General features: G+C 50.3%; 21 protein-coding genes. 11 read left to right on the top strand and 10 right to left on the bottom strand.

Annotated elements, in window-relative coordinates; translation table 11 throughout:
* From AACZ40_RS05830 to AACZ40_RS05820, 3 genes are read left to right on the top strand one after another with little or no spacing between them, the layout of a single operon-like run.
* Positions 1–885 (top strand): hypothetical protein, encoded by an 885-nt coding sequence (locus AACZ40_RS05830; RefSeq protein ID WP_291167600.1) that lies wholly within the window; start codon positions 1–3, stop codon positions 883–885.
* Positions 882–2,693: a glycosyltransferase gene (locus AACZ40_RS05825; protein WP_291167603.1), complete on the top strand. Its 1,812-nt coding sequence runs from the start codon at positions 882–884 to the stop codon at positions 2,691–2,693. The genes AACZ40_RS05830 and AACZ40_RS05825 overlap by 4 nt, the downstream gene beginning before the upstream one ends.
* A 1-nt stretch (position 2,694) precedes the next feature.
* Entirely contained in the window at positions 2,695–3,336 is a 642-nt protein-coding gene (locus AACZ40_RS05820) for a class I SAM-dependent methyltransferase (RefSeq protein WP_291167606.1), read from the top strand.
* 287 nt (positions 3,337–3,623) lie between these two features.
* Here the strand turns inward: AACZ40_RS05820 and AACZ40_RS05815 are convergent, their stop codons facing one another.
* The 5 genes from AACZ40_RS05815 to AACZ40_RS05795 all read right to left on the bottom strand — a co-directional run bounded on the left by AACZ40_RS05815 (position 3,624) and on the right by AACZ40_RS05795 (position 8,266).
* Positions 3,624–4,217 (bottom strand): hypothetical protein, encoded by a 594-nt coding sequence (locus AACZ40_RS05815; RefSeq protein ID WP_291167609.1) that lies wholly within the window; start codon positions 4,215–4,217, stop codon positions 3,624–3,626.
* A gap of 198 nt (positions 4,218–4,415) precedes the next feature.
* Entirely contained in the window at positions 4,416–5,789 is a 1,374-nt protein-coding gene (locus AACZ40_RS05810; RefSeq protein ID WP_291167611.1) for a Gfo/Idh/MocA family oxidoreductase, read from the bottom strand.
* Between the two features lie 150 nt (positions 5,790–5,939).
* Positions 5,940–7,052, bottom strand: coding sequence for a hypothetical protein (locus AACZ40_RS05805; protein WP_291167613.1), 1,113 nt, complete (start codon positions 7,050–7,052; stop codon positions 5,940–5,942).
* 59 nt (positions 7,053–7,111) lie between these two features.
* Positions 7,112–7,792 (bottom strand): hypothetical protein, encoded by a 681-nt coding sequence (locus AACZ40_RS05800; protein WP_291167616.1) that lies wholly within the window; start codon positions 7,790–7,792, stop codon positions 7,112–7,114.
* A 90-nt stretch (positions 7,793–7,882) separates the two neighbouring features.
* Positions 7,883–8,266 carry a hypothetical protein gene (locus tag AACZ40_RS05795; protein WP_291167619.1) on the bottom strand — a complete coding sequence of 128 codons (384 nt, stop codon included), beginning with the start codon at positions 8,264–8,266 and terminating at the stop codon, positions 7,883–7,885.
* A gap of 424 nt (positions 8,267–8,690) precedes the next feature.
* Between AACZ40_RS05795 and AACZ40_RS05790 the strand changes: the two genes are divergently transcribed.
* Entirely contained in the window at positions 8,691–11,825 is a 3,135-nt protein-coding gene (locus AACZ40_RS05790) for a PVC-type heme-binding CxxCH protein (RefSeq protein WP_291167622.1), read from the top strand.
* A gap of 114 nt (positions 11,826–11,939) precedes the next feature.
* Positions 11,940–13,394 (top strand): sulfatase, encoded by a 1,455-nt coding sequence (locus AACZ40_RS05785; protein ID WP_339673593.1) that lies wholly within the window; start codon positions 11,940–11,942, stop codon positions 13,392–13,394.
* 14 nt (positions 13,395–13,408) lie between these two features.
* Here AACZ40_RS05785 and AACZ40_RS05780 read toward each other — a convergent pair whose 3' ends face one another.
* From AACZ40_RS05780 to dprA, 5 genes are read right to left on the bottom strand one after another with little or no spacing between them, the layout of a single operon-like run.
* A complete protein-coding gene (locus AACZ40_RS05780) occupies positions 13,409–13,855 on the bottom strand; it encodes a hypothetical protein (protein WP_291167628.1) in 447 nt (148 codons plus the stop codon).
* A complete protein-coding gene (locus AACZ40_RS05775; protein ID WP_291167631.1) occupies positions 13,833–14,525 on the bottom strand; it encodes a hypothetical protein in 693 nt (230 codons plus the stop codon). The genes AACZ40_RS05780 and AACZ40_RS05775 overlap by 23 nt, the downstream gene beginning before the upstream one ends.
* 25 nt (positions 14,526–14,550) lie before the next feature.
* Positions 14,551–15,375, bottom strand: coding sequence for a ferritin-like domain-containing protein (locus AACZ40_RS05770; RefSeq protein WP_291167633.1), 825 nt, complete (start codon positions 15,373–15,375; stop codon positions 14,551–14,553).
* Positions 15,376–15,380: 5 nt separating this feature from the next.
* Complete coding sequence (locus tag AACZ40_RS05765; protein WP_291167635.1) at positions 15,381–16,058, bottom strand: class I SAM-dependent methyltransferase; 678 nt, start codon at positions 16,056–16,058, stop codon at positions 15,381–15,383.
* Between the two features lie 41 nt (positions 16,059–16,099).
* Positions 16,100–17,230, bottom strand: a complete 1,131-nt coding sequence (gene dprA, locus AACZ40_RS05760; RefSeq protein ID WP_291167637.1) for a DNA-processing protein DprA — start codon at positions 17,228–17,230, stop codon at positions 16,100–16,102.
* A gap of 277 nt (positions 17,231–17,507) precedes the next feature.
* Here dprA and AACZ40_RS05755 point away from each other — a divergent pair, with 277 nt between their 5' ends.
* The 6 genes from AACZ40_RS05755 to AACZ40_RS05730 all read left to right on the top strand — a co-directional run bounded on the left by AACZ40_RS05755 (position 17,508) and on the right by AACZ40_RS05730 (position 21,846).
* Positions 17,508–17,654 carry a hypothetical protein gene (locus tag AACZ40_RS05755; RefSeq protein ID WP_187781903.1) on the top strand — a complete coding sequence of 49 codons (147 nt, stop codon included), beginning with the start codon at positions 17,508–17,510 and terminating at the stop codon, positions 17,652–17,654.
* 12 nt (positions 17,655–17,666) lie between these two features.
* Positions 17,667–18,545, top strand: a complete 879-nt coding sequence (locus AACZ40_RS05750) for a sulfite exporter TauE/SafE family protein (protein ID WP_291167648.1) — start codon at positions 17,667–17,669, stop codon at positions 18,543–18,545.
* A gap of 24 nt (positions 18,546–18,569) precedes the next feature.
* Positions 18,570–19,151 carry a DJ-1/PfpI family protein gene (locus tag AACZ40_RS05745; RefSeq protein WP_291167651.1) on the top strand — a complete coding sequence of 194 codons (582 nt, stop codon included), beginning with the start codon at positions 18,570–18,572 and terminating at the stop codon, positions 19,149–19,151.
* A gap of 50 nt (positions 19,152–19,201) precedes the next feature.
* Entirely contained in the window at positions 19,202–19,699 is a 498-nt protein-coding gene (locus AACZ40_RS05740; RefSeq protein WP_339673585.1) for a DUF423 domain-containing protein, read from the top strand.
* 53 nt (positions 19,700–19,752) lie between these two features.
* The gene (locus AACZ40_RS05735; RefSeq protein ID WP_291167657.1) at positions 19,753–20,835 is read left to right on the top strand and encodes a membrane dipeptidase; all 1,083 of its coding nucleotides are present in this window, start codon (positions 19,753–19,755) and stop codon (positions 20,833–20,835) included.
* Between the two features lie 213 nt (positions 20,836–21,048).
* Positions 21,049–21,846: a hypothetical protein gene (locus tag AACZ40_RS05730; protein WP_291167659.1), complete on the top strand. Its 798-nt coding sequence runs from the start codon at positions 21,049–21,051 to the stop codon at positions 21,844–21,846.
* The last annotated feature ends 117 nt before the right edge of the window (positions 21,847–21,963 follow it).

Raw genomic sequence — 21,963 nt, 5'->3', positions numbered from 1 at the left:
ATGGGACAAACTGATTGCGCCATGTCACTGATGAAAAAGCCCTGCCCGCGCTTGAGATTTCCCTGTAATCGCTGCGGGGCAAAGATCGTCAACGCGGGTCTGCAGTGGGAAATAGATATTCCGCTGTATAAAAAGTGGTATTACATGGACGGGCTGATGGTGCAGAATGCCCCCGCTGGTGAGCCGATCAGCACGGTTACTGTCAGACGTTATCACCCGTTTATTGATCCGGAAACGTCGAAGCCTTCTCCCTGCAATTTCACGGGGCCTGCTGCCGTCGAATCAACGCCATTATTTACAACGGGCCAGACTCCCGCTGATTATGGAACCTGGGTTCAGGATTTTGAATGGTTTAATTTCGGACCCCCACCACACGGGCCAGACAACTGGAATAACTTTGTTCGTCTCCATCAGTGCGTGGTGGATTTCGAGCAGGCCGAACTGGAAGAGGGGAGCGGGGATCTGGTCAAGCCGGGACGCTGGCGTATTAACCTACAGGTTTTGCAGATTGCAGCCGGAACCACGACTCCCGAAGAGGCAGAGTTTGACGAAATCTATAAAAACTATGCCATCGGTGCCAGTTATGTTCCCTGGGGTATTCTTACGGAATTTGCAGCCCAGATCGTAGGTCAATACTATCCTCCCGATGATTTCAATTGCGTGATTCCAGCCGGTGAAACCCAACGCTGGCACAGATCCGTTCCCACACTTCCGATTCTTCCGTTCGGCGTGACATCGTACACCCGGGAGACACTGCCAGACGGTTACGACTGGAACGAAGATTTAGCCGAGCCCAGTTCAGGCCCGTTTTATCCCACAGGCTTTGAGAATCTGAACGCATATTATGCCCCTCCCTACATTGATGTGAGACACGTTAAGATATGACACTGACCGTCGAAGCAAAACAGAAACTCTGTGAAGCCTGCGAGTTCAAGCGTAATTACCTCTGCCGGAAACACGGTGATGAGGTACGGCGACTGGTCAAGACTCGATCAACCTGCGAAGGCTGGGGCAATGTCAAAGCAGTTGAGACCCGTGGTATCAAATCGCTGACTGTCGTCTCCTGCTACTTCAACCCCACTGGCAGTGATTCACGCCTGGATAATTTCAGAGCGTTTCAGGCCGCACTGGGTGTGCCTGTGACTGTTGTGGAACTGTCGTTTGATGGAACATTCCAGATTGACGGTGCCATTCAGCTGAGAGGCGGTATCAATCAAAACCTGATGTGGCAGAAAGAACGGTTGATCAATATCGGGATCCAGTCGCTGCCGGCAGACGTCGACGCGGTTGCCTGGATTGATGCTGACCTTGTCTTTCAGAACCCCGACTGGTACGAGCAGACAAAAAGCCTCCTTGGCACACATGAGTTTGTGCAGCTGTTCGAGCGGATTGAGTATCTGGATCCGGATGGAAACGTGGAACGGTCGCTCCCCAGCTGGTCAGCATCACGCAACGGTCAGAGAATGCCGGGGGGAGCATGGGCCGCGCGACGGGATGCAATCAGTGGCGGAATTCCTGATACCTGCATCATCGGCGGCGGTGACTGGTCGCTGGTCAATTCCTGGCCTGTCGATCAGAAAACAGGCTGCACACCTGGCACAGTGCGACATCTATTCCACGGAACCCAGGCAGGCAGGCAACACGGCACGCGCGAAAAGATCCTGAAGCGACACCATTTCAACCCGCAATACGATATTGTGATTGACCCGAAAAACGGGCTGTGGAAGTGGGGGACATTTAAGCCGGAAATGCAGGCAGATGTGAGAGCGTATTTCCAGAATCGAAAGGAAGACAGGCAGCCCGTAAAACCAGCCCCCCAGGAAGTGAAGCCAGCCAGAGAACCGAGGCTGATACCGAAGCTGTATTCGCCAGTCGAACCTCAAAAACACCGGGAAACGTTCGCCTGTGATGTGATTCTCCCGTATAGCCAGCCAAACTATCAATACCTGGAGGACTCCATCAAATCAGTTCTGAACCAGAATTTTGTCCGGACGGTGATTCACCTGGTGAATGATGGAGTGGATGAAGACCCGATCGGGGAAAAGTACTCGAAGCTGGAAAATGTGCGCTGGTATCAGAACACTGATCGACCTGTGGGGCCTTATGTGATCTACAACAGGCTGTTTGATTACCTGGAAAGCGACCTGGTCGCAAATCAGGATTCAGATGACCTGTCACTGCCGATGCGACTTTACAAGAGCATTCAGTTGATTCAGCAGGGGTTTGACGTTGTGGGCGGTTCCATGGAGCAGTTTGTTTCCTACGACGATCCCAGCGAGCGAATGAGGCGCGCCCTGACCTGGAAACCGTACCACTATTCCGGGAAAGTTTATGCTGCTTCACCATCCGGGACCGTGGTGAATTCCACGATGGTGATGAAGAAATCCGTTTATGAAGCCTGCAATGGCATGGCTCCCTGGATTGCCGGGGCTGACAGCGAGTTTTACGAACGTTGTATTCAGGCTGGTTTCAAAGCGGTGGCCATGCAGGACATCGTAGCACTCAGACGGTTACACGATCCCTCATTATCCAATGACCAGGTCAGCAGCGGGCATGGTTCCAATCTGAGGGAAGAAATCAAGCGAATGACTGCCGAAAGCATTGAACGGCAAAAGCAAGGCCCAGATCATTCCATTGGAGGACTGGCAAAACATCGAAACGACAATCAATTGATTCAGATCAAAGGGAAATGAAATGGTAGACTGCAGAAAATCAGACTTTTATGACGCGAAATATGCCGAAGGCGGTTTCGTTTACAATGAGCAGCGGGAACGGGACTGGCTGAAAAAACACCTGGTCGACCGGTTCAATCTGCAACCTGGTGACAAGCTGCTGGAAGTAGGCTGTGGAAAGGGCCTGCATTCGTCCCTGCTGGCTGACCAGGGGCTTGATGTGTATGGAGTCGATATTTCCCGCGTTGGTATCGAGGCAGCCCAGGAGCGGGGTTCACAGGCTCATTTCATCGCTGCCAGTGCTTCAGACCTGCCGTTGTATTTTGATCATGGATATTTTGATGTGATCTTTGCCCGTGGAATGTCCTGGTATCATTACGAACTCGACCGGGAAATGAAGCTGGGTGTAGACCCGCGCATCGAGACAGCCAAGTTTTTCCGGTTCCTGAAGCCGGGCGGCCTGTTCGTTCTGCAAATCAAAACTGATTTTTCCGGCAGCAGGCCGGCGGGTGACGTGCACCATAATCGACTGAGTGACTACCGGGGCCTGTTTGAGCCCTTGGGGGACATCGTCCACGTGTCGAACATGGCCGGGGTGGAACTGATCGATGACAACCAGGCAGCAGAGGTCAAAGGCGGGGTTGTGATTGCGACGCGGAAGTGATATTGAAAGAACTCAATTGGCTGAGGTGACTTTGAGTCTATGGTAAAACGAGTTTAGTTATCGAGGAGTTACAAACTTTCAGTGACCGTTTGCGGAATCAGTTTTGATAAGGGCTCATCATTCCACTAATGCTCATTCCTGAGAGCGTTAGCTGAGAAGAATCTCAGCCACAAATTTATAAATAAAATATCAGCTATGATAATCCACTTCATTTAAGGATCAAAATCAACTCGATTTATTAGAGCAACCGTGACTACATTGGTGTTTGAGCTACAATTCAGTTCTGATCAGGTTGAGCCAGATTTTGTATCTGCAATCAATTGTCTCACAAGATCTTCAACTTGTTTCACATTCTGAATTGCCAGAAATCCCAAGTCGTGCTGTTGCCGGGTGTTGCTCTGTTCAAAGCGGAATTCTTTATCAAAGATGAGATCTCCAGAGCCATCTTTCCATTGTTTTCGATGCAGTTTGCCGAGACTCTCTGGTTCGAAAGATCGGATATCAGTTTTAAAACCCCCGTTAAAGATAATTGCTCGATTTGAAGTTAAAACATAGGCAGTATTCCGAGCTTTTCTCATCATCCAGAATGGTGAAGTCAGCATGCCGAAACCAATCAGGACGAATGGGATTCCAAACAGTGGAAAGAAATCAAATCCTTTTTGAAAATCAGGAATTTTAAAGCCAGCCGCTCCTGCAATCCAGAACAGTGCAAAAGCTGTCCACGGAATACCAAACAAAACAATACCGATTGACCGCATACTAAAATGTCTGGGTATCGGTGTTCCGACCCAGGTGATCTGCTCTCCTTCATTGAGTTCAGACTGAATCAATGATTGCAAATGCAGTGGAAGCTGCCAGAGACTCGAAGTTTGATCGTCCATTCTGAGTTATTACCGGCAATCAAAAAAACTGAAATGAAAGAGTTAAAACAGCGGTATCGGGCAGGTTAGCAATAATACTGTAGTCAATTTGCTAGATGAAAACGAGAACAGGGTTTTTCAGGTTGGCTATCAGATTTAATTAGAAATCTGATGCTTTCTCCAACTCACGATGCCGACTTTTGCAATAGACATTCAATGTTAAACCAGTTTCCATCCCTTGCGATACTCTCGACGGATATACTGATCCGACTCGGGAGCGTTGGTTGCCTTCATAGCCTGGGAGTCCCAGTGCAGTTTTTTACCCGTGCGATATGCAACATTACCCAGATGATTGGCTTCGGTAAGCAAACCTGCGTATTCGAAATTGCAGGTTGTCGGCGCACCGGTTTTGCAGGCATGAATCCATTCCGCATGATGACCCAGAGATTTTGGAATGAAGGGCTCTGGACGTTTGAAGTCTGCGAATTCTTGTTCGGGTAATAAGACATGTTTACTGTAATCTGACAGCAGCATGCCTTTTTCACCGACGAATAACACCCCATTGGCCCATTGCGGAATTTTACCTTCCTGCCAGATACGGGGCTTGTTTGTTCCCTGGTACCAGCCCACCCTAACAGGGGGCATCTCTCCACGTTGACCGTATTCATAAACGGCCTGCATCGAAGCCGGTGCGATTTCTTTCTGGACGGGTGGTCCTTCCGCTTCGATTGTGAGCGGGTAATCCAGCTTCAATGCCCAGAAAGGCAAGTCAATCCAGTGGCTTCCCAGGTCGGACATTGTGCCATTGCCAAAGTCCCACCACCGATACCATTTGGGTCCAGGAAAATAAATATTATTGAAAGGACGTTCCGGAGCAGGACCTACCCAGAGATCCCAGTCCAGTCCTTTTGGAATCTCGTCAGTATGACTCGGCCGTTTTTCCGAGTATACAAGATCTTTTGCGGCGCGGGCTGCTTCTTCGGAAGGATGCCAGCCCCACGCCCGCGAAACCCAGACATGTGCTTCCTGAACAGGTCCAATCGCGCCGGATTGAATCAGTTCGACGACCCGGCGGTAATTGTCTCCCGCATGAATCTGGGTACCCATTTGAGTGGCGACATTCGCTTTACGGGCTGCTTCCCGAATCACACGTGCTTCCCAGACACTGTGGGTCAGAGGTTTTTCGCAATAGACATGCTTTTTCATCTGCAGTGCCGGTAGTGTTGCGAAGGCATGCGTGTGCTCGCAAGTGCTGACGACGACGGCGTCAAACTGATCAGGGTGATCGTACACTTCGCGAAAATCTTTGAACTGTTTTGCTTTGGGATGACTCTGTGCAGCGCGAAACAAATTCTGTTCATTCACATCACATAAAACCGAGATATTCTCAGAAGAGACCGAACGGAGATTACTGCCACCTCGTCCCCCAGAGCCAATGATGGCGATGTTGAGCTTTTCATTCAGGTTAGTTCCCCGGACTATGGCAGGGGCGCCGAAGCCAATTGCGGCGGCAGCCGATGCAGAAGTTGCCAGAAATCGTCTGCGATTCATGGAACAATGAGTCTGGTCTGCTTTTTCCGGTTGATCTTGCACAGGAAACCTCCACCTCTGTATGAAATAGTCTGAAAGCATGGGATCGCTTTAATAAACTATCGTAAACTATGGCAGGATTCAGAGGACAAGGCAAGACAAAAGGAGAGACTCTGATGAATTCCGTTCTGATTGGAAGCCGTCTATTGCAGGTCAGTCATTTGAGCACTGGGGGCAACTTCCTGACAGGTTCAGATCTTCACTGAGCCAGTGCTGATGACAGTCACAACATAGATCCAGTTGACCTGGATATTCTTCCAGAAGATTTAAATAATCGACGATTTGTGCATGAATCTCAGAGTCGCAGGTGAGCTTCCTGCTGAGAACGAGTGTTTCATTGATTAACGCAGCCGAATCCGTGAGAAAGGTGGCTTGTCGTTGATCAAGCTGACAGCGACCCCGTAAAATCCGCCCTGCCTGGCAGCTGCTTTCTACAGACCAGAAATGTCCTGCGCGCCAGTTTCCTTCACTGGTTGGTTGCAGATAAACTTCGACACGATTCGTTTCCGGGCCCGTAACGGGTATACGAATGATACTGACTGGTTTACTTAACTCGGATGATTGCTTAGCTGGTTCACTCTGTTGCCATTGCAGGCCATTTAAGGATGGCGCCTCGGGTTCTGTGATCGATACTGTTTCCTCTTTGAATTCTTCCTCTGTTAATTCATATTGCTGATTGAGAAACTGCATCAGTTGCTTGCGGCTGGTATTTCGTTCCTGTCTGGTCTGCTTAAGCTTGAGTCGAAGTTGCTTCAGTGAATCTCCTGCCTGATTGAAGCGGATAATCAATGATTTCAATTGCTGTGGTACTGTTAAAACGGTCTCTTCGTGTGTACTGTCAGATTCCGGCGTACTCAATTCCTCCAGAAAATCCAGTGACTCACCGTGATACCAGCAGCAATATGCTTTACGCCACACATGCCAGCCCGTTGTATCGAACAGGTAGGGATTGTCAGTGAGTGGCACTTCGGCTTCACAGGCATTGAGCGCCTGTTCTATGATTTCTTCTCGTGATAAAGATGCCAGTTCTCCCTTCATTTCCAGTAATTCACTTTCCATAAAATCAGGAAGTGATGCAAACTCAGCCTGGTATACTTCGTCTGCTTCCACGCCAGCATTGATCCAGGTCTGCAACTGTTGAATTTGAACGGGTGCGAGCTGTGCCACACGTGACTGAGAAAAATCAATACCCCATTCAGCAAGTTGACCACTGATGGTGCGGCAGCTTATTTCATTGATATCGGTTTGTGAAAACTGGTTTGTCATGTACGTACTTTCTCTGTGAAAAAAATGAATGTGAATCCGAATGTGTCAGGACGAGAAGATCAGAGACAGCTCACGGCAAAAGTGGCGGTTCCCTGTTGACACTGCGTTAAAGCAAGTCGTGCGGTTTCAGTACGAAGGGAGACCGGTAAATAATCACCCAGAACCTCAACCGTAATCTCATCTGGCAGCAGGCCTTCCTGCTTTGGCACGGTTGTTGAACCATAGGGAGTATGAATCACTTCCCATCTGGTCTTATTTTCCAGTTCGGTGATAGCCTGTTGTTCAACATGCTTCAGGTCGTCCCATGCCTGTTCGGCTATTGAAAATCCCTGCTGACTTTGAAGGGTCGACTGATAATGGGCTTCGAAAATCTGAATCATCTCTCGCCAGCCTGTGATCGCCGCTTCGTAGGATTGTGCCATTGCCTGACAGACTTCCGCTTCTTCCAGATCGCCTTTCAGACGTTCCAACTTCGATTTTTCCTGATTCAATTTACGAACCAGCTGCTGAATCTGCTGTTCCTGCTTCATCAATAGTTCGTTGCATTGCTCCACATCATGGGAAGCTTCACCTGATGTCAGGCCCTCGTATTCATCTTCAATTGTCAGCAGATTGGTGTAACCATTTTTTATTGCTTCGGGAAATTCTAAAGCGGATTGCCCACTCTCCGTTCCCGTTTTCGTGTTTCTATTAAACGGTAAGAGCTCATTCTTCTCGTTTGATTCCTGCTTATGATCCATACGTGTCAAGCCTCCATATATAAAGATGTTTTCAAGCCAGGTTTGGAATCGCGAAATGCGTTCAGCGGTCTTTCCCGGAAGTCAGACTGCTCAAAGGTCTTTGCGAATTTCTCCCAGGGTGTCAGGGGCAATCAGTTCCAGAGTGACACTGCGATCTTTCACTCCCACACAACCGACATAGATCTCACCAATACAGCCGGCTTCACCTGGAGTGAGTGTGATCATCTGAGTGACCGGTTCTGCCACCAGCGTGATCCCCCGCGACAGATAATGATCACGTTTGATCCAGCCTTTCCGTTCCAGGGCGCGCAGATGGCACATCACTCCATTTGATGATCGTATTCCGAACTGCTCTCCAATTTCCCGCACTGTCGGCGATAAACGTTGCTGGGTGATTTCCTGTTTGATAAATGAGTAGATCGCCTGTTGCTTTTCCGTCAGTTTTTTTCTTGTCGAAACTTCAGTGGTCTGCATTTGAAAACTCCCTTGTGTACTGGTGAAGTGCTGTGCGTTACGTGGGAATTATAGCGGGAAAAAAGCAGTCTGATTTTTTCACTGCAGGCTTCAAATCTCCGAAAAGATTGATGCCGCCAGTTCGCGACAAAATCTGAATATTTGCGAAAGATGCTGCCTGCTGAGGCCAGAAAAAGTTGTGATTTTTTTATTTTTTCAGCGCGCGCACTTTCTGTGAAAGCAGGACATGAGAAATCCAATCCTCAGTTCCAATGCAACGAGAGGCAGCTACTCAGTCATTCGACCAGTGGGGAATCTGATTAATTCTTCAGAATCCTGTTTGTGCCCATTCTTTACTTTGTTTACAATGTCATGTCCTCCCTGAGATTTAACCCGGGTATCTTCATTCGTTGACTTATTTTCCTGCCTGATAAGGGTGACTGCTGTGAATCTTCTTCCGAATAATAAATCGATTCTGAATGTTTTTTTTCTGGTGGTTCTGGTTGGTCTCTTTCCATCAGTGAAAGTGACCGCAGAAGATCTGCCCCGTGTTCCAGAAGGCTTCAGCATCGAACGAGTCACCAACAGTGAACTGACGAAATATCCGATGATGGCAGGCTTTGATGATCGCGGACGGCTGTTCATCGCGGAAAGCTCAGGCGAAAACACACCTGCTCCCCAGTTGATTAAAGAACCAAAAAGCATGATCCGCATGCTCGTTGACCGGGATGGCGATGGTCGTTTTGATCAGAGCACTGTATTCGCAGATAAGTTAACCCTCCCGATGGGCGCACTCTGGCATGAGGGGTCACTCTATGTCGCCAGTCCTCCCAATATCTGGAAGCTGACGGACCACGATGACGATGGGGTAGCGGATGAGCGAAAAATCATCGTCGATTCCTTTGGCTTCTCCGGGAATGCTGCGAGTATCCATGGATGCTTTCGTGGGCCGGAAGGACGGCTCTACTGGTGTGACGGCAGACATGGTCACGAATTTAAAGACAAGTCAGGAAATGTTACGAGTAAAGGATTGGCTGCCCGGATCTTTTCCTGTAATCCCGATGGCTCTGATATCGAGGTGCATTGTGGAGGGGGGATGGATAATCCCGTCGAGATCGATTTCACTCCCGAAGGAGAAATGATCGGTTCGGTCAATATTCTATTGAACCGACCCCGAGTGGATTGCCTGGTACACTGGATGGAAGGAGGCGTTTATCCGCACTTCGAAGACTGTGTTGCTGAATTCAAGCGTACGGGAGAACTGCTGGGGCCGATTACTCGTTTCGGTCACGTCGCTGTTTCGGGCATGCTGAGTTATCGCGGTTCCCAGTTTGGGCCGGAATATCAAGGTAACATTTTCACTACAATATTTAATACTCACAAAGTCATTCGTTCTCAACTGGTACGCAACGGCGCTACATTTGAAACCAGAGAAGAAGACTTCCTGGTATCGGAAGATCCTGATTTTCATCCGACTGATATCATCGAAGACGCCGATGGCAGTCTGCTGGTCATTGACACCGGCGGTTGGTTCCGCATTGGCTGTCCCCAGTCTCAAATTTCAAAACCAGATATTCATGGTGCCATCTATCGTATTCGTAAAACAGATACCCCCTTACTGAAAGATCCTTATGGGTTGGCCCTGGACTGGAAATCGCTGTCCCCCAATCGCAAGCTGCAATTGCTGAATGACACACGACCATTTGTGCAACAGAAGGCAATCGAAGAACTGGCCGATGTGGGTGATCTGGCGGTGCCACAACTTGCAAAAGTCATTACTTCACCCAGCGGATCTTTTTATAACGATACCAGCAAGCGCAATGCGATCTGGACTTTATCTCGCATCGGATCAGACAAAGCGGCTGTTGCAATCAAAGGCGGCTTGAACTCTTCCACGAGTGTGCAGATGACGGCGGCGAAAGCACTGGGAAGTCTACGAAGTTCGCAATCTGTAGAAGAGTTAACTCAGTTGTTGAAACAGGATCAACCGGCTGTGCAGCGTACTGCTGCCACTGCGCTGGGCCGCATCTGTGAAGCAGGTCGACGGGACTCTGTCCCGGATGAACAGTTGCAGTCAGTGGTGGACTCTCTCTTTCAAGTAATCAAATCAGGGTCTCCTGATCGAACGCTGGAGCATGCTCTCATCTATGCCTTGATTCGCATCGACAACCGCAATCTGGTTCTCGCAGGCCTGGGTGATTCCAGTCCGGCTGTCCGCCGGGCAGCATTAATTGCTCTGGATCAGATGAATTCAGGGAATCTGACACGGGAACTGGTGACCCCCCTGCTGGATACCGATGACCCGGCTTTGCAGAAAGAAGCTCTTACGATTATCGGCGAACATGAGGGCTGGGCCGGAGAAACATTAACATTGTTGAAAACATGGTTAAGCGAAGCGGAACTGAACCCGGAACGGGCTGCCGTCCTGCGAGGCTTTCTCGTCGCGCAATCTGCGGATTCCGAAGTGCAATCACTAATTGCTAAATCACTGACCGATGCTGAAACGTCACAGTCTGCGAAAGCAATTCTACTGGAAGTGATCCAACGTTCTGCGTTGAAAGAGTTTCCTGTCTCCTGGCGTTCTGCATTAGAACAGACTTTGCAGACCGCTAAACCTGAGTTACAGATTCTCGTCATCCGTATTGCTCAGACTCATGATCTACCGGATCTCAATGGACAGTTGACATCTTTAGCCCTGGATGTGAAACAGCCGGCTTCTCTGCGAATTGAAGCATTATCCGCTGTTGGCGGTCATTTAAAAAGTATCGACCAGATTACATTCGATTTTCTCATGTCCCGGATGAATGAAGAGTATCCTCCCCTGGATCGACTGGCGGCGGCGAGAGCATTATCCGCTCTACCGCATTCAGCCGAACAGTTGATTCAGTTATCGAAACAACTGGAGGCCCCGGGACCACTGGCACTGCCTGTTCTGCTGAGAGCTTATGCGAAAAGTGTTGATGAAAGTGTGGGCCAGGCACTGATTACCGGATTGAACAGTTCTTCCGCTGCGACGAACCTGTCCGCGGATGAACTGGCGAGTCTATTGCAGAAATACCCTGAATCGGTCCAGCAGGCGGCAACACCATTGTTGAAAAAACTGGGCGTTGATCTGGCAGAGCAGAAAGCACATCTGGAATCGTTAAAACCTCTACTCACAGAGGGGCGGCTGGAAGAAGGGCGTAAAATCTTCTTTGGTAAGAAAGCGGCCTGCTCAGGCTGTCACGCGGTAGAAAATTCTGGTGGAAAAGTCGGCCCCGATCTCACGAAAATCGGCGCTATTCGGACCGGGACTGATCTGCTCGAAGCGATCGCACTTCCCAGCGCCAGTTTTGCGCGTGGCTATCGCTCTTATCTGGTAGTGACAGATGCCGGCCGCATTTATACGGGAGTCATCAGTCGCGAATCCACGGATACCGTCTACCTCAGAACCGCCGATCTGTCCGAAGTCCGAATCGCCCGTGATGAGATTGAAGTAATGAAAGAGTCGCCGACATCCATCATGCCCAAAGGGCTGGAACAGCGTCTGTCACAGCAGGAAATACGGGATTTACTTGCGTACCTGCAGAACCGCAAGTAAAGTGGAATCAATGTCCCTGATTCCTCTGATTCCAGCCGTTAAAGGTGCGCTATGTTTAATGGTTCCTTTGTATTACGCTGTCTGTTCTGCTGTATCATAATCTGCTCATTCTGTGTGGTTAAAAACTCTCAGGCAGCGGAACAGCAGAAGCGACCCAATATTCTGTTCGCAATCGCCGATGACTGGGGCTGGCCACATGCGGGCGTCTATGGCGATCCGGTAGTCAAGACTCCCACCTTTGATCGGCTGGCGCGTGAAGGTGTGCTGTTTCAGAATGCATTTGTTTCGTCGCCTTCCTGTACTCCTTCACGCGGGGCCATTCTGACCGGGAAATACCACTGGCAACTCGAAGCAGGGGCGAACCTGCATTGCATTTTTCCTGACAAGTTCGAAACGTATCCGGAAATTCTCAAAGCGAATGGATATCAGGTAGGTTACACCGGGAAAGCCTGGGGACCGGGACGCACCGAAACCGCCGGTCGCGAACTGGCGGGAAAACGCTTTAAGAGTTTTCAGGATTTTCTGCAGCATCAGAAACAAGGCGAGCCGTTCTGTTTCTGGCTGGGCAGCAGTGATCCGCATCGCCCTTATGAAGCGGGGACCGGGGTGCAGAGCGGCATGGATCTTTCCAAAATCAAATTGCCTGCCTGCTTTCCGGATGCTCCAATTGTCCGCAGTGATGTCGCCGACTATTACTTTGAAGTTCAACGTTTCGACAAGCTGGTGGGTGATGCGCTGAAGTCACTCGAAGAAAAAGGCGAACTCGATAACACCATCGTATTCATGACCGGCGATCATGGCATGCCGTTCCCGCGTGGAAAAAGTTGTCTGTATGATACGGGTACGCGCGTGCCTCTCGCAGCCCGCTGGCCCGAAAAAATCAAGCCCGGACGCTCGGTCACCGATTTTGTCAGCCTGATTGATCTGGCGCCCACCTATTATGAGGCAGCGGGAGTGAAAATTCCGGCAGATGTGACCGGTCGCAGCCTGATGCCTGTCTTGACGAATGCAAAATCAGGCCGAATTGCAGACAACAGGAACGAAGTTATCTTCGGTAAGGAGCGGCATGTGCCTTCACAGGAAGCACCCGACATGGGGGGCTATCCCTGTCGTGCCATTCGTACCGATGACTTTCTTTACATTCACAACTACCGACCCGATCGCTGGCCGGCAGGGACCCCTGATTATCAACTTGCGGCCATTCCCGGCACCTGGTATGGAGACTGTGACAACGGCCCCACCAAGACTTACATGGTCGAGAATAAAGATAAGGATGAGACTCACCGTCGGCTGTATGAACTCGCATTCGGCAAACTTCCCACCGAAGAACTGTATGATCTGCGGAATGATCCCGATCAGTTGCAGAACGTTGCCGCCGATCCCATGTACGAGATGGTCAAAGCGAAACTGGCAAAAGAACTGCAACAGCAACTCGTGGCCACCCATGATCCCCGCGAGTTGGGGCAAGGGGATCAACTGGAAAAACATCCCTACTTAGGCGGTGGTCCCAAACATCCGAGCTTGGAAGTCAAACGGAAAAAACAGGGCAAGAAACCGAAGAAAAAGTGAAACAGGAAATTCTGTCAGCAGTCGTTTTTCTCTGAAACAGAGATGTTTTCGCTTAAAAAATCAATGACTTGTTGAAAGCAATCAATTGTTCTCGGGGGAATTTCTTTTATTTGGACATTATAGAACTTGTTTGCGCTATCGTAAAAAATAGTAACTCCTTCAGGTAATTCGTAGACAATCCAATATCGTTCGCGGATATATTTGGGAGCCCGAAGCTGAGTTTCACGCAGGTGTTGCTTCATTACAGAAGCCCGGCAGTCCCGACGTTGTGATTGAACTTCATAGAAAACATAAGATGGTTTATACGAGTAATCGAACGTTTTATTGCACACGGGACAGGTAAGTACTGGTAGCTTGTTGCTGCAGGCCTGGCGAACTGCAATAAGCTCTACTTCACAGTCTGGGCAAATGCCATGGAATCCAGGAGGATGCTCCGGTTCAGATTTCCCAAAAGGCCACATGACTCGTTTCCTCCTGTTGTTCGAGATTCCACTGTCTCGCGAACCCACCTGCTGCTCGGAACACATCGCAGTTGATTTCAAGATCGTCCAGCAGTAGGGCGTTACTGAATGTAAAGGACTGGCGCTTGAGCCAGTTTGCAAAAAAGCGTTGAGGGTCTTCTCTTTTTAATATACGCTGTTCGCTGGAGCAGAGGATGTCATCAAATAGTTGAACCGTAGAGGCAAACGAGATGGTTTCTTCCTCAATGCACTTCCTTTGCTGTTTCGCCTGTTGAATGGCTTCAAAAAAACAGTCCATATTATCTGTCGCAAGGACAATTTTTGTCCCCGCTGTTTTGGCATCTTGTAAAGCTCGAACCAAAGGAGCGTTGATTCGCATCAATTGGCAGTCTTCGATTACTTTGCGATTCAGATAGTCCAGCGGAAATTCAGGACCCGGAGTCATCTGAAATGATTCGATGATTTGATTTGACGTCAACTCTCCTCGCATCCAGAGATGCACCCTGTCGATTTGGTGATTGAAGAGATTTTCTGTTGCCTCTGATAACTGTTGATGCAGCGGGTGCCATGCATTCCTAAGAATTGAGATCCAGAACGGGTCAAGGCTCAACACTCCATGCCAGTCTACGAAGATCACCTTGATTTCTGTAGGCTGAGTCTGCTGAAGCACGAAGTGTCTCCGGTTTCCGTTGAGTTTATTCCAGGTTCTTTGGTTTCTGGTTGGGTGGCTGATCGGAGTGAGCAGCCTGGTAGAGCCGATCAATAAATTCGTCTGTCATGCCTGTCTCTCTGCGTGCTTCCCGGTTGAACGTATAGCCTACAGAAAGTGCAGCGCGGATGGGCCAGTGCAGGTGCTGTTCGTAGGCTTCCCAATCGGAAAGGTGATCGGGCTTTAACTGACGGAGCCAGTGCAGGCCGAAGGCGACGTGTTGAATTTCATCTCGATAGACGACCTTCATCAAAGCGGCACTGCGCTGATCGCCGGCATCCAGAAAGTACTGCTCGAATTCCCCGGTATGATCCAGATTGCGCCCTTCAAAAGTCAGAGGCAGGCCGGCCAGATAATCGAGCAGACTTTCATAACTAAGCGCCTTCTTCCAGATATAACAGTTCACAGGCAGACTGCCGAACTCCAGTCCCTGGATTGCGGCCCGCTCTTTATGCATGCGGGTGTGTCTTTGTTCGTCGGCCATGATCGCGCACATGCCCTGACGAAATTCCGCTGGTGCATCGGGAAAAGCACACAGAATATAGGCCATCACTTCCAATGCCTGCAGTTCATGGTTCGCCATGATGTGATGGGCGAGCGCCCGTTTTTCCTGCTCGAACAACGCAGCGGGTTTCGGCATGGCAGGCGCGGTGCGGGGGGCGGCGAACTGCAGATTGGCCGGTCGCGTCGGTTCTTTGATGCGCAGCGGTTCTCCCGGACTGTCGTCGCTTAAAATCGGAGGGGCGGGCTTCAGTTTCTCTTCCAGTGAATCACTGAGGAGAACCCGTTCTGCAAACTCACGAATTTCCATACTGGTCAATTTGTTGTAGAAGGAATGTAGCGGGTACGAAAGAGGGCCACACAGCCAGTCACTTTCAGTTCCACGTCAGTATAACGACTCTGCAACTGATATTGTAACTCTTCCAGACTGTCTGCTGAGTTAGTGAAGATCTTTTTCTCATTATAGAAATTCATCAACTTGCAGGCAGACAGACTGCGAGGAACTCCTTCTGCCAGAATGGTCGAGCCCGAGATGATCGCTCCCGGATTCAACCATTGATTGAGGTGATCAAACAGGGTTGACTTTGAATTCAGATCGCCGGGCAGGCAATGCAGCAGATAATTCAGACTGACCGAGTCGAATCGATGTGGCTGGTCGGGCAGGGGCTGCAGAATATCTGCCTGATATGTTTCCGGAGCATATCTGCTCGCCCGACTGGCGGCCGCTGCGAGGCTGTTTGGATTCAGGTCGAGCAGGCCCAGTCTGACGCTCGCATTTGGAAATGAGCAGTGATCCAGATAGTAACCGGTGCCCACACCTACATCCAGATGGTTGCTGGTCAGGCTCTCGTTCATCCAGTTTAATATGGCTTTCGTACGGCACTTCCAGATCAGGGAATTAGAAATGCCCAGCACCCAGAGATCATAGATCGATAAAATGCGTTTGGAATTGACGGCCTGACCGGCGGCGCTTGCTTCGGATTTTGAGTTCATTCAGAGATATTAATCAAATTCACTCGGATTGGGAATTGTAATCATCCCATGGCACGTACCAGGTATCCCCCGGGCAGGCGTTTGACCACTTTGCGCATTTCCAGAATCGTGAGAGTGGAGAGAATCCGTGAGGAATCGAGATTACTTGACTGGACGATTTCGTTGAGATGTTGTGGCTCCAGCGTGACGAGGTTCAGAATATCACGTTCAAATTCACTTAACGAGAGTTCGCGGGGCGTATGAACTTCCCGGTTCTGCGCTGTCATTACCGGTGCTTTTGCCGGGCCCAGTCCCTCCAGGATATCATCCACATCCCGGACGAGCATGGCACCATCGCGAATCAGGTCATGGCAGCCGGCACTGGCGGGGTGATCGATACGGCCGGGGACGGCAAATACTTCGCGTCCCTGTTCGTAAGCATGCCGCGCGGTATGCAGGGCACCACTTTTGCGCCCCGCTTCGATCAACAGTACACCCATGGAAAATCCGCTGATGATGCGGTTTCGTTGGGGAAATAAACCAGCGACGGGTGCCTGATCCAGGGGAAACTCGGTGACGATGGCTCCCTGCCGGGCAACCTGTTCCGAAAGTTCCCTGTGTTCGGGAGGGTAAATGTGCGCCAACCCGGTCGCCATGACGGCGATCGTTCGTCCTCCCGCTTTGAGCGCGCCGGTGTGGGCCGCCTGGTCGATGCCTCGGGCAAGACCACTGACAATGGTAATCCCGGCGCGTGCCAGTGCAGCGGCGATCTTTTCTGCCTGCTGTAATCCGTAGTGTGTGCATTTGCGTGAGCCGACGATGGCGACAGCCAGCTCATCTTCCGGCATCAGGCTCCCTTTACAGTAGAGCAGTGAAGGGGGATCGTGCATTTCTCTCAGGAGGGATGGATATTCAAGCGATTCCTCAGACAAGATCTGATAACCGGCTTCGCGACAACGGCGGAGTTCGTCTTCCGCAGTCGATTTTGCCTCGCGATAAATGATCGCATCTGCCAGTTTAGTCCCGATGCCCGGTACATTGAGCAATTCCTGGCGAGGCGCGTTCAGGATTTGAGCCGGACTGCCAAATCGATCCAGTAACGTCCGTCGAATCCGCGGACCGACTCCCCGGATCAGATTCAACTGAATCAGTTCGAGCAGTCGCTGATCAGATTCCTGTATTGTTTCGTCCATATGAGCAGGACCTTCTTTTAGAGTAAATCCGTGATTCACGAACGTACATGCTCTCAGAAAAGTAAGGAAAAAACAACCAGAGCGGATCACATTTAATCATAGCACCTCTCAAGCTAGTATACTCGGTCCAAATGGCCCGGGAGAGGCTAGAGTAAGACTGGACACAAGTTAAGATCGGCAGTCATTTCCGGAGAAGCGACTGTTCACACTTGACAGTAGCTGTCTGCAGCCTCTAAACACGAAGCACACCATTCTGAACTCCGTTAAGGTCAAGTACATGCTGGACAAGATCTTCTTTATCATTGCCTGCATCATCATTCCCGTTTTATGGGGCGTGATTGTGAACTGGATCTTCAATCAATGGCAGGATCGCTCGAACAACAACTCAGACGACGATTATATTTTCCCTGATTATCAGATCTGAGGCGGCGGCGTTATGGGTTTTGGATGGTTTGACTTTTTTCTGATCTCATCTGCCGGAGGCTTGATTGGCTTTCTGGCGGGAATGTTCGGTGTGGGAGGAGGGTTCCTACTGGTCCCCATTCTGAATATTGTGCTGGGAATTCCGATGGAACTGGCTGTCGGCGCCAGTGCCTGCCAGGTTTTAGGGCCCGCAACCACATCGCTGCTGGCGCGGAAGATCAAGTTCCGGGATCTGTTCTTCCCGCTGGTAATTACGGGGGGACTGTTACTCGGCGTCATAGCGGGAACAGGAATTCTGGAACACGCGAAATCATCCACTTCTGTCGTTCTCAATGCAAGAAACATCATTGTCGCGGATCTGGTGGTACTGATTGCCTATCTGTTTATGCTGACCGGCCTGGGAGTGCTTTCGTTGCGAAGTGCCCGTCGCGATGATTCTGAGTTGAAAGGGACGCTTTTTACAGAACGGTTCCAGATCCCTCCTGTGGCCCGCTTTCCCAGCCTGGTGGAGGAACCCCTCTCGATTCCGGTCATTGCCTGGTTTGGACTGGGGCTGGGACTGCTCTCTGGTTTATTGGGAATCAGCGGAGGCCTGCTTTTGTTTCCCGTGCTGATATTCGGGCTGGGCATTCCCACCCATCGAGCCATTACCTGCAGTCTGATGATTGTCTGGATTGTAGCGTTCCAGTCCACAATTGCGCATGCCTGGCATGGCAATATTAATATCATGATTGTGATTGCCCTGCTGTTAGGCGGGACAGTAGGCGCCCGGCTGGGCTCTGATCTGAATGCGCGGCTGAAAGGGCTGCAACTGAGACGGCAGTTTGGCTGGTTATTACTCTCGGTGGCTCTTATGATTGGGGCGCGGCTGGTGTTTCTGCTGGCAGGTTAAAACATCATCAGAGGAGATGAAACAATGGCAAAAAAATCAATCCTGTTTTTAACGGGTGACTATGTAGAAGACTATGAAATCATGGTCCCGTTCCAGGCATTAACAATGGTGGGTTATCAGGTGGATGTGGTCTGTCCCGATAAAAAAACGGGTGAAATCATCCGGACTTCGATTCACGATTTTGAAGGCGATCAGACCTACTCCGAAAAACGGGGACACAACTTTACGCTCAATGCCACTTTCGCTGAAGTGAATGCAGACGACTATACCGCTTTGCTGATTCCCGGCGGACGGGCTCCGGAATATATTCGACTGAACGAACGAGTAATCGAGATCGCACGGCAGTTTGCGACCGCAGGCAAGCCGATCGCTGCTATCTGCCATGGACTGCAGCTGCTGGCAGCCGCCGGTGTGTTGAAAGGCAAAAGCTGTACGGCTTATCCGGCGTGTGCCCCCGAGGTGACTCTCGCCGGAGGCACGTTTGTAGAAACACCCATTGATGGCGTCCACGTGGATGGAAACCTGGTTTCCGCACCTGCCTGGCCAGCTCATCCGCAGTGGCTGGCTGCGTTTCTGGAAGTGCTGGGTACGAAAATCGAGTTATAATTTCACCTGCCGAAGTTCTGGTATCCTATTTCAATCAGGGAGATACGTGGATGTCGTGTTGTTCAATTAACTGGTCGACCATTGGTGCAGCGCTGGGCGGACTGGCAGTCATTTTAGGAGCCTTCGCAGCACACGGCATCGATGGCTATTTTGCTGAGAAATATGCCGGTCAGGTGAAAACGGTGACCGGCGTGGAAGTGCCTACGGCGCAGAAATATCTGAACGATTTCAAAACCGGAGCGCAGTATCAGATGTTTCACTCGATTGCTTTGGTCCTGGTCGGATTTGCCGGACTGACTTCACAGAAGAAAAAGCTGTTGAATCTTGCCGGCTGGTGTTTTCTGCTGGGGATCATTTTTTTCTCCGGAAGTCTTTACGTTTTAACACTCAGTGGTCAGACTTTCTGGGGAGCCATTGCCCCGAACGCTGTTCATTGTCGGCTGGTTTTCTTTTGCTGCAGGAATCTGTTCCTGTGGCGGAAATTCAATCGATGTGACAGGGCCCGAAACTCCTTCCTCAACGGATGCCTGATTTGCAGGACATCGTGATATAAAATGATCGACCACGATCATCCCCACCTTCTTTTCAGAATGAGAAACCTATGCTGATTTTTGATGCACACCTTGATATGGCCTGGAATGCCTGTGAATGGAACCGGGACCTGGAATTACCTGTCAGCGACATTCGCAAGTTTGAACGGCAGTTTGAAAATATTATCCCCGGAGAAGCGACCGTCTCCTGGCATGCTCTTCGCAAAGGGGGCGTGGGGATCACGATCTCCACTCTGTTGCCACGTCTGCATCGCAAAGATGCGGCGTTGACACATTATCAGTCGAGAGAAGCCGCCTATGGTGTGGCCATGGGGCAACTGGCTTATTACCAGGCTATGGTAGCAAAAGGCGTTTTGAGAGAAATCCCGGACAGCAGCACACTCGCCAGTCATGTCGCCGAATGGGAGGCCAATGAAGCAGCTGCCCGCGCGGAAGGCAGTACGATTCCCATTGGTTTCATTCTGAGCATGGAAGGGGCGCCTCCCATTCTGTCACCCGAGCAGATTGGGGACTGGTTTGATGCGGGGCTGCGAATTTTAGGTCCCGCCCATTATGGACCTGGTCCCTACTGTTTTGGAACAGGCAGTGAAGGGGGGCTCAAAGAGCAGGGGCCCGCGCTGCTGAAAGAGATGGATCGGGTGGGCATGCTGCTGGATGTAACGCACCTTGCCGATGAGACGTTCTGGGAAGCGCTGGAGATCTTCGAGGGACCAGTACTGGCCAGCCATCACAACTGCCGGTCACTGGTGAATGCCGACCGCCAACTGACGGATGAGCAAATTAAAGTATTAATTGAACGGGGGGCTGTGATTGGTTGTGCCTTTGATAACTGGATGATCAAACCAGGCTGGACGATTGGGGTTTCCGATCCCAAGACGACCTCCGTCGCAGATATTGCCAATCACACCGATCACATCTGCCAGCTGGCGGGAAATGCAAAACATTGTGGCCTGGGAACCGACCTGGATGGTGGTTTCGGAAAAGAGCAGACCCCCCACGATCTGGATACAATTGCCGATCTGGAGATGTTTGCCGGGATTCTGGAAAAACGGGGATACAGCTCCGCAGACATCAAAGGCATCATGTCACAGAACTTTGTGGATTTCTTCCTGAAGGCATTGCCCCAGAACTGAGAATCTTAAAATTGAACTCTATCTATCACGCCGTATCCTGTTGTATTTCAATAGGATACAGCGTTTTTTATTTTTCGGGCCAACTTTTTGAAAAACTTTCAAGAACCTGAAATGAGCGACGAATAACTCCCTGTGACGTGGCCGATCGGTTTGGCCTACTGTTCCGAATCGAACAATTGTTGTTGTATTGAGGGAGTCTGGACAATGATATTCATGTGTAAAAAATTTGTAATAGGTGCTGCAGTGCTGGCCACGCTGGGAACCTTCGTATTTGGCCGCGATGTGGTGAGCTATGTAAAGACAGCTGGCAATTCTGTCAGACAGGCGGTCAAATCGGAAGTCCCTGTTGATTTTGAAGTCGACCGGGCTCGTAAAATGGTGGAGGATCTAGTGCCTGACATTCGTCGTTGCATGCATGTGATTGCAGAGCAGCAGGTGGATGTCGAAACACTGCAGAGTGAGATGCAGGAAACAGAACTCGCTATGAAACAGCAGAAAGATGCGATGTTTACACTGCGTTCGGACCTGGAATCCAACGAGACGGAATTTGTGTACGCAAGCCGGACCTACAGTAAAGACGATATCCGCAGCGACCTGGCACAACGTTTCGATCGTTATAAAGTCGCCACCGACACTCTGAAGCGAAACGAACAGATTCTGAAAGCGCGCCAGAAGGCCCTGGATGCCAATCGCGAGAAGCTGGAAAACATGCTCTCCGCGAAGATGGACATGGAAGTACAGATCGAGCAACTGGAAGCACGTCTGAAATCAGTTCAGGCAGCGGAAACCGTGAGTAATCTGGAAATTGATAATTCCCAGCTGACACGCGCCAAAAGCCTGATTAAAGACTTGAATAAGCAGCTGGATGTCAAAGAAAAGATGCTGGATGCAGAAGGAAAATTCACAGGCCTGATTCCCGTCGATACCAAAGTGGAAGAAAAGCGGGATGTGGTCAAGCAGATGGATGAATACTTCAAATCCAAATCAGGCGACCGTGTCGCCGTTCACTAAAATCGACTGAAAGACGAACGTAATTGGCGCGAGTGGTGGCAGGTGGCTCTTGTTTTCGAGTAGAGCTGCCTGCCCCCCTGCCCGTTTTATTTCGTGATGAAATCTAAATGTTCCCCT

Source organism: uncultured Gimesia sp., from assembly GCF_963972345.1.
In the GTDB taxonomy this organism is placed as follows: Bacteria; Planctomycetota; Planctomycetia; order Planctomycetales; family Planctomycetaceae; genus Gimesia.
This window is presented reverse-complemented; position numbering and strand designations above follow the sequence as displayed.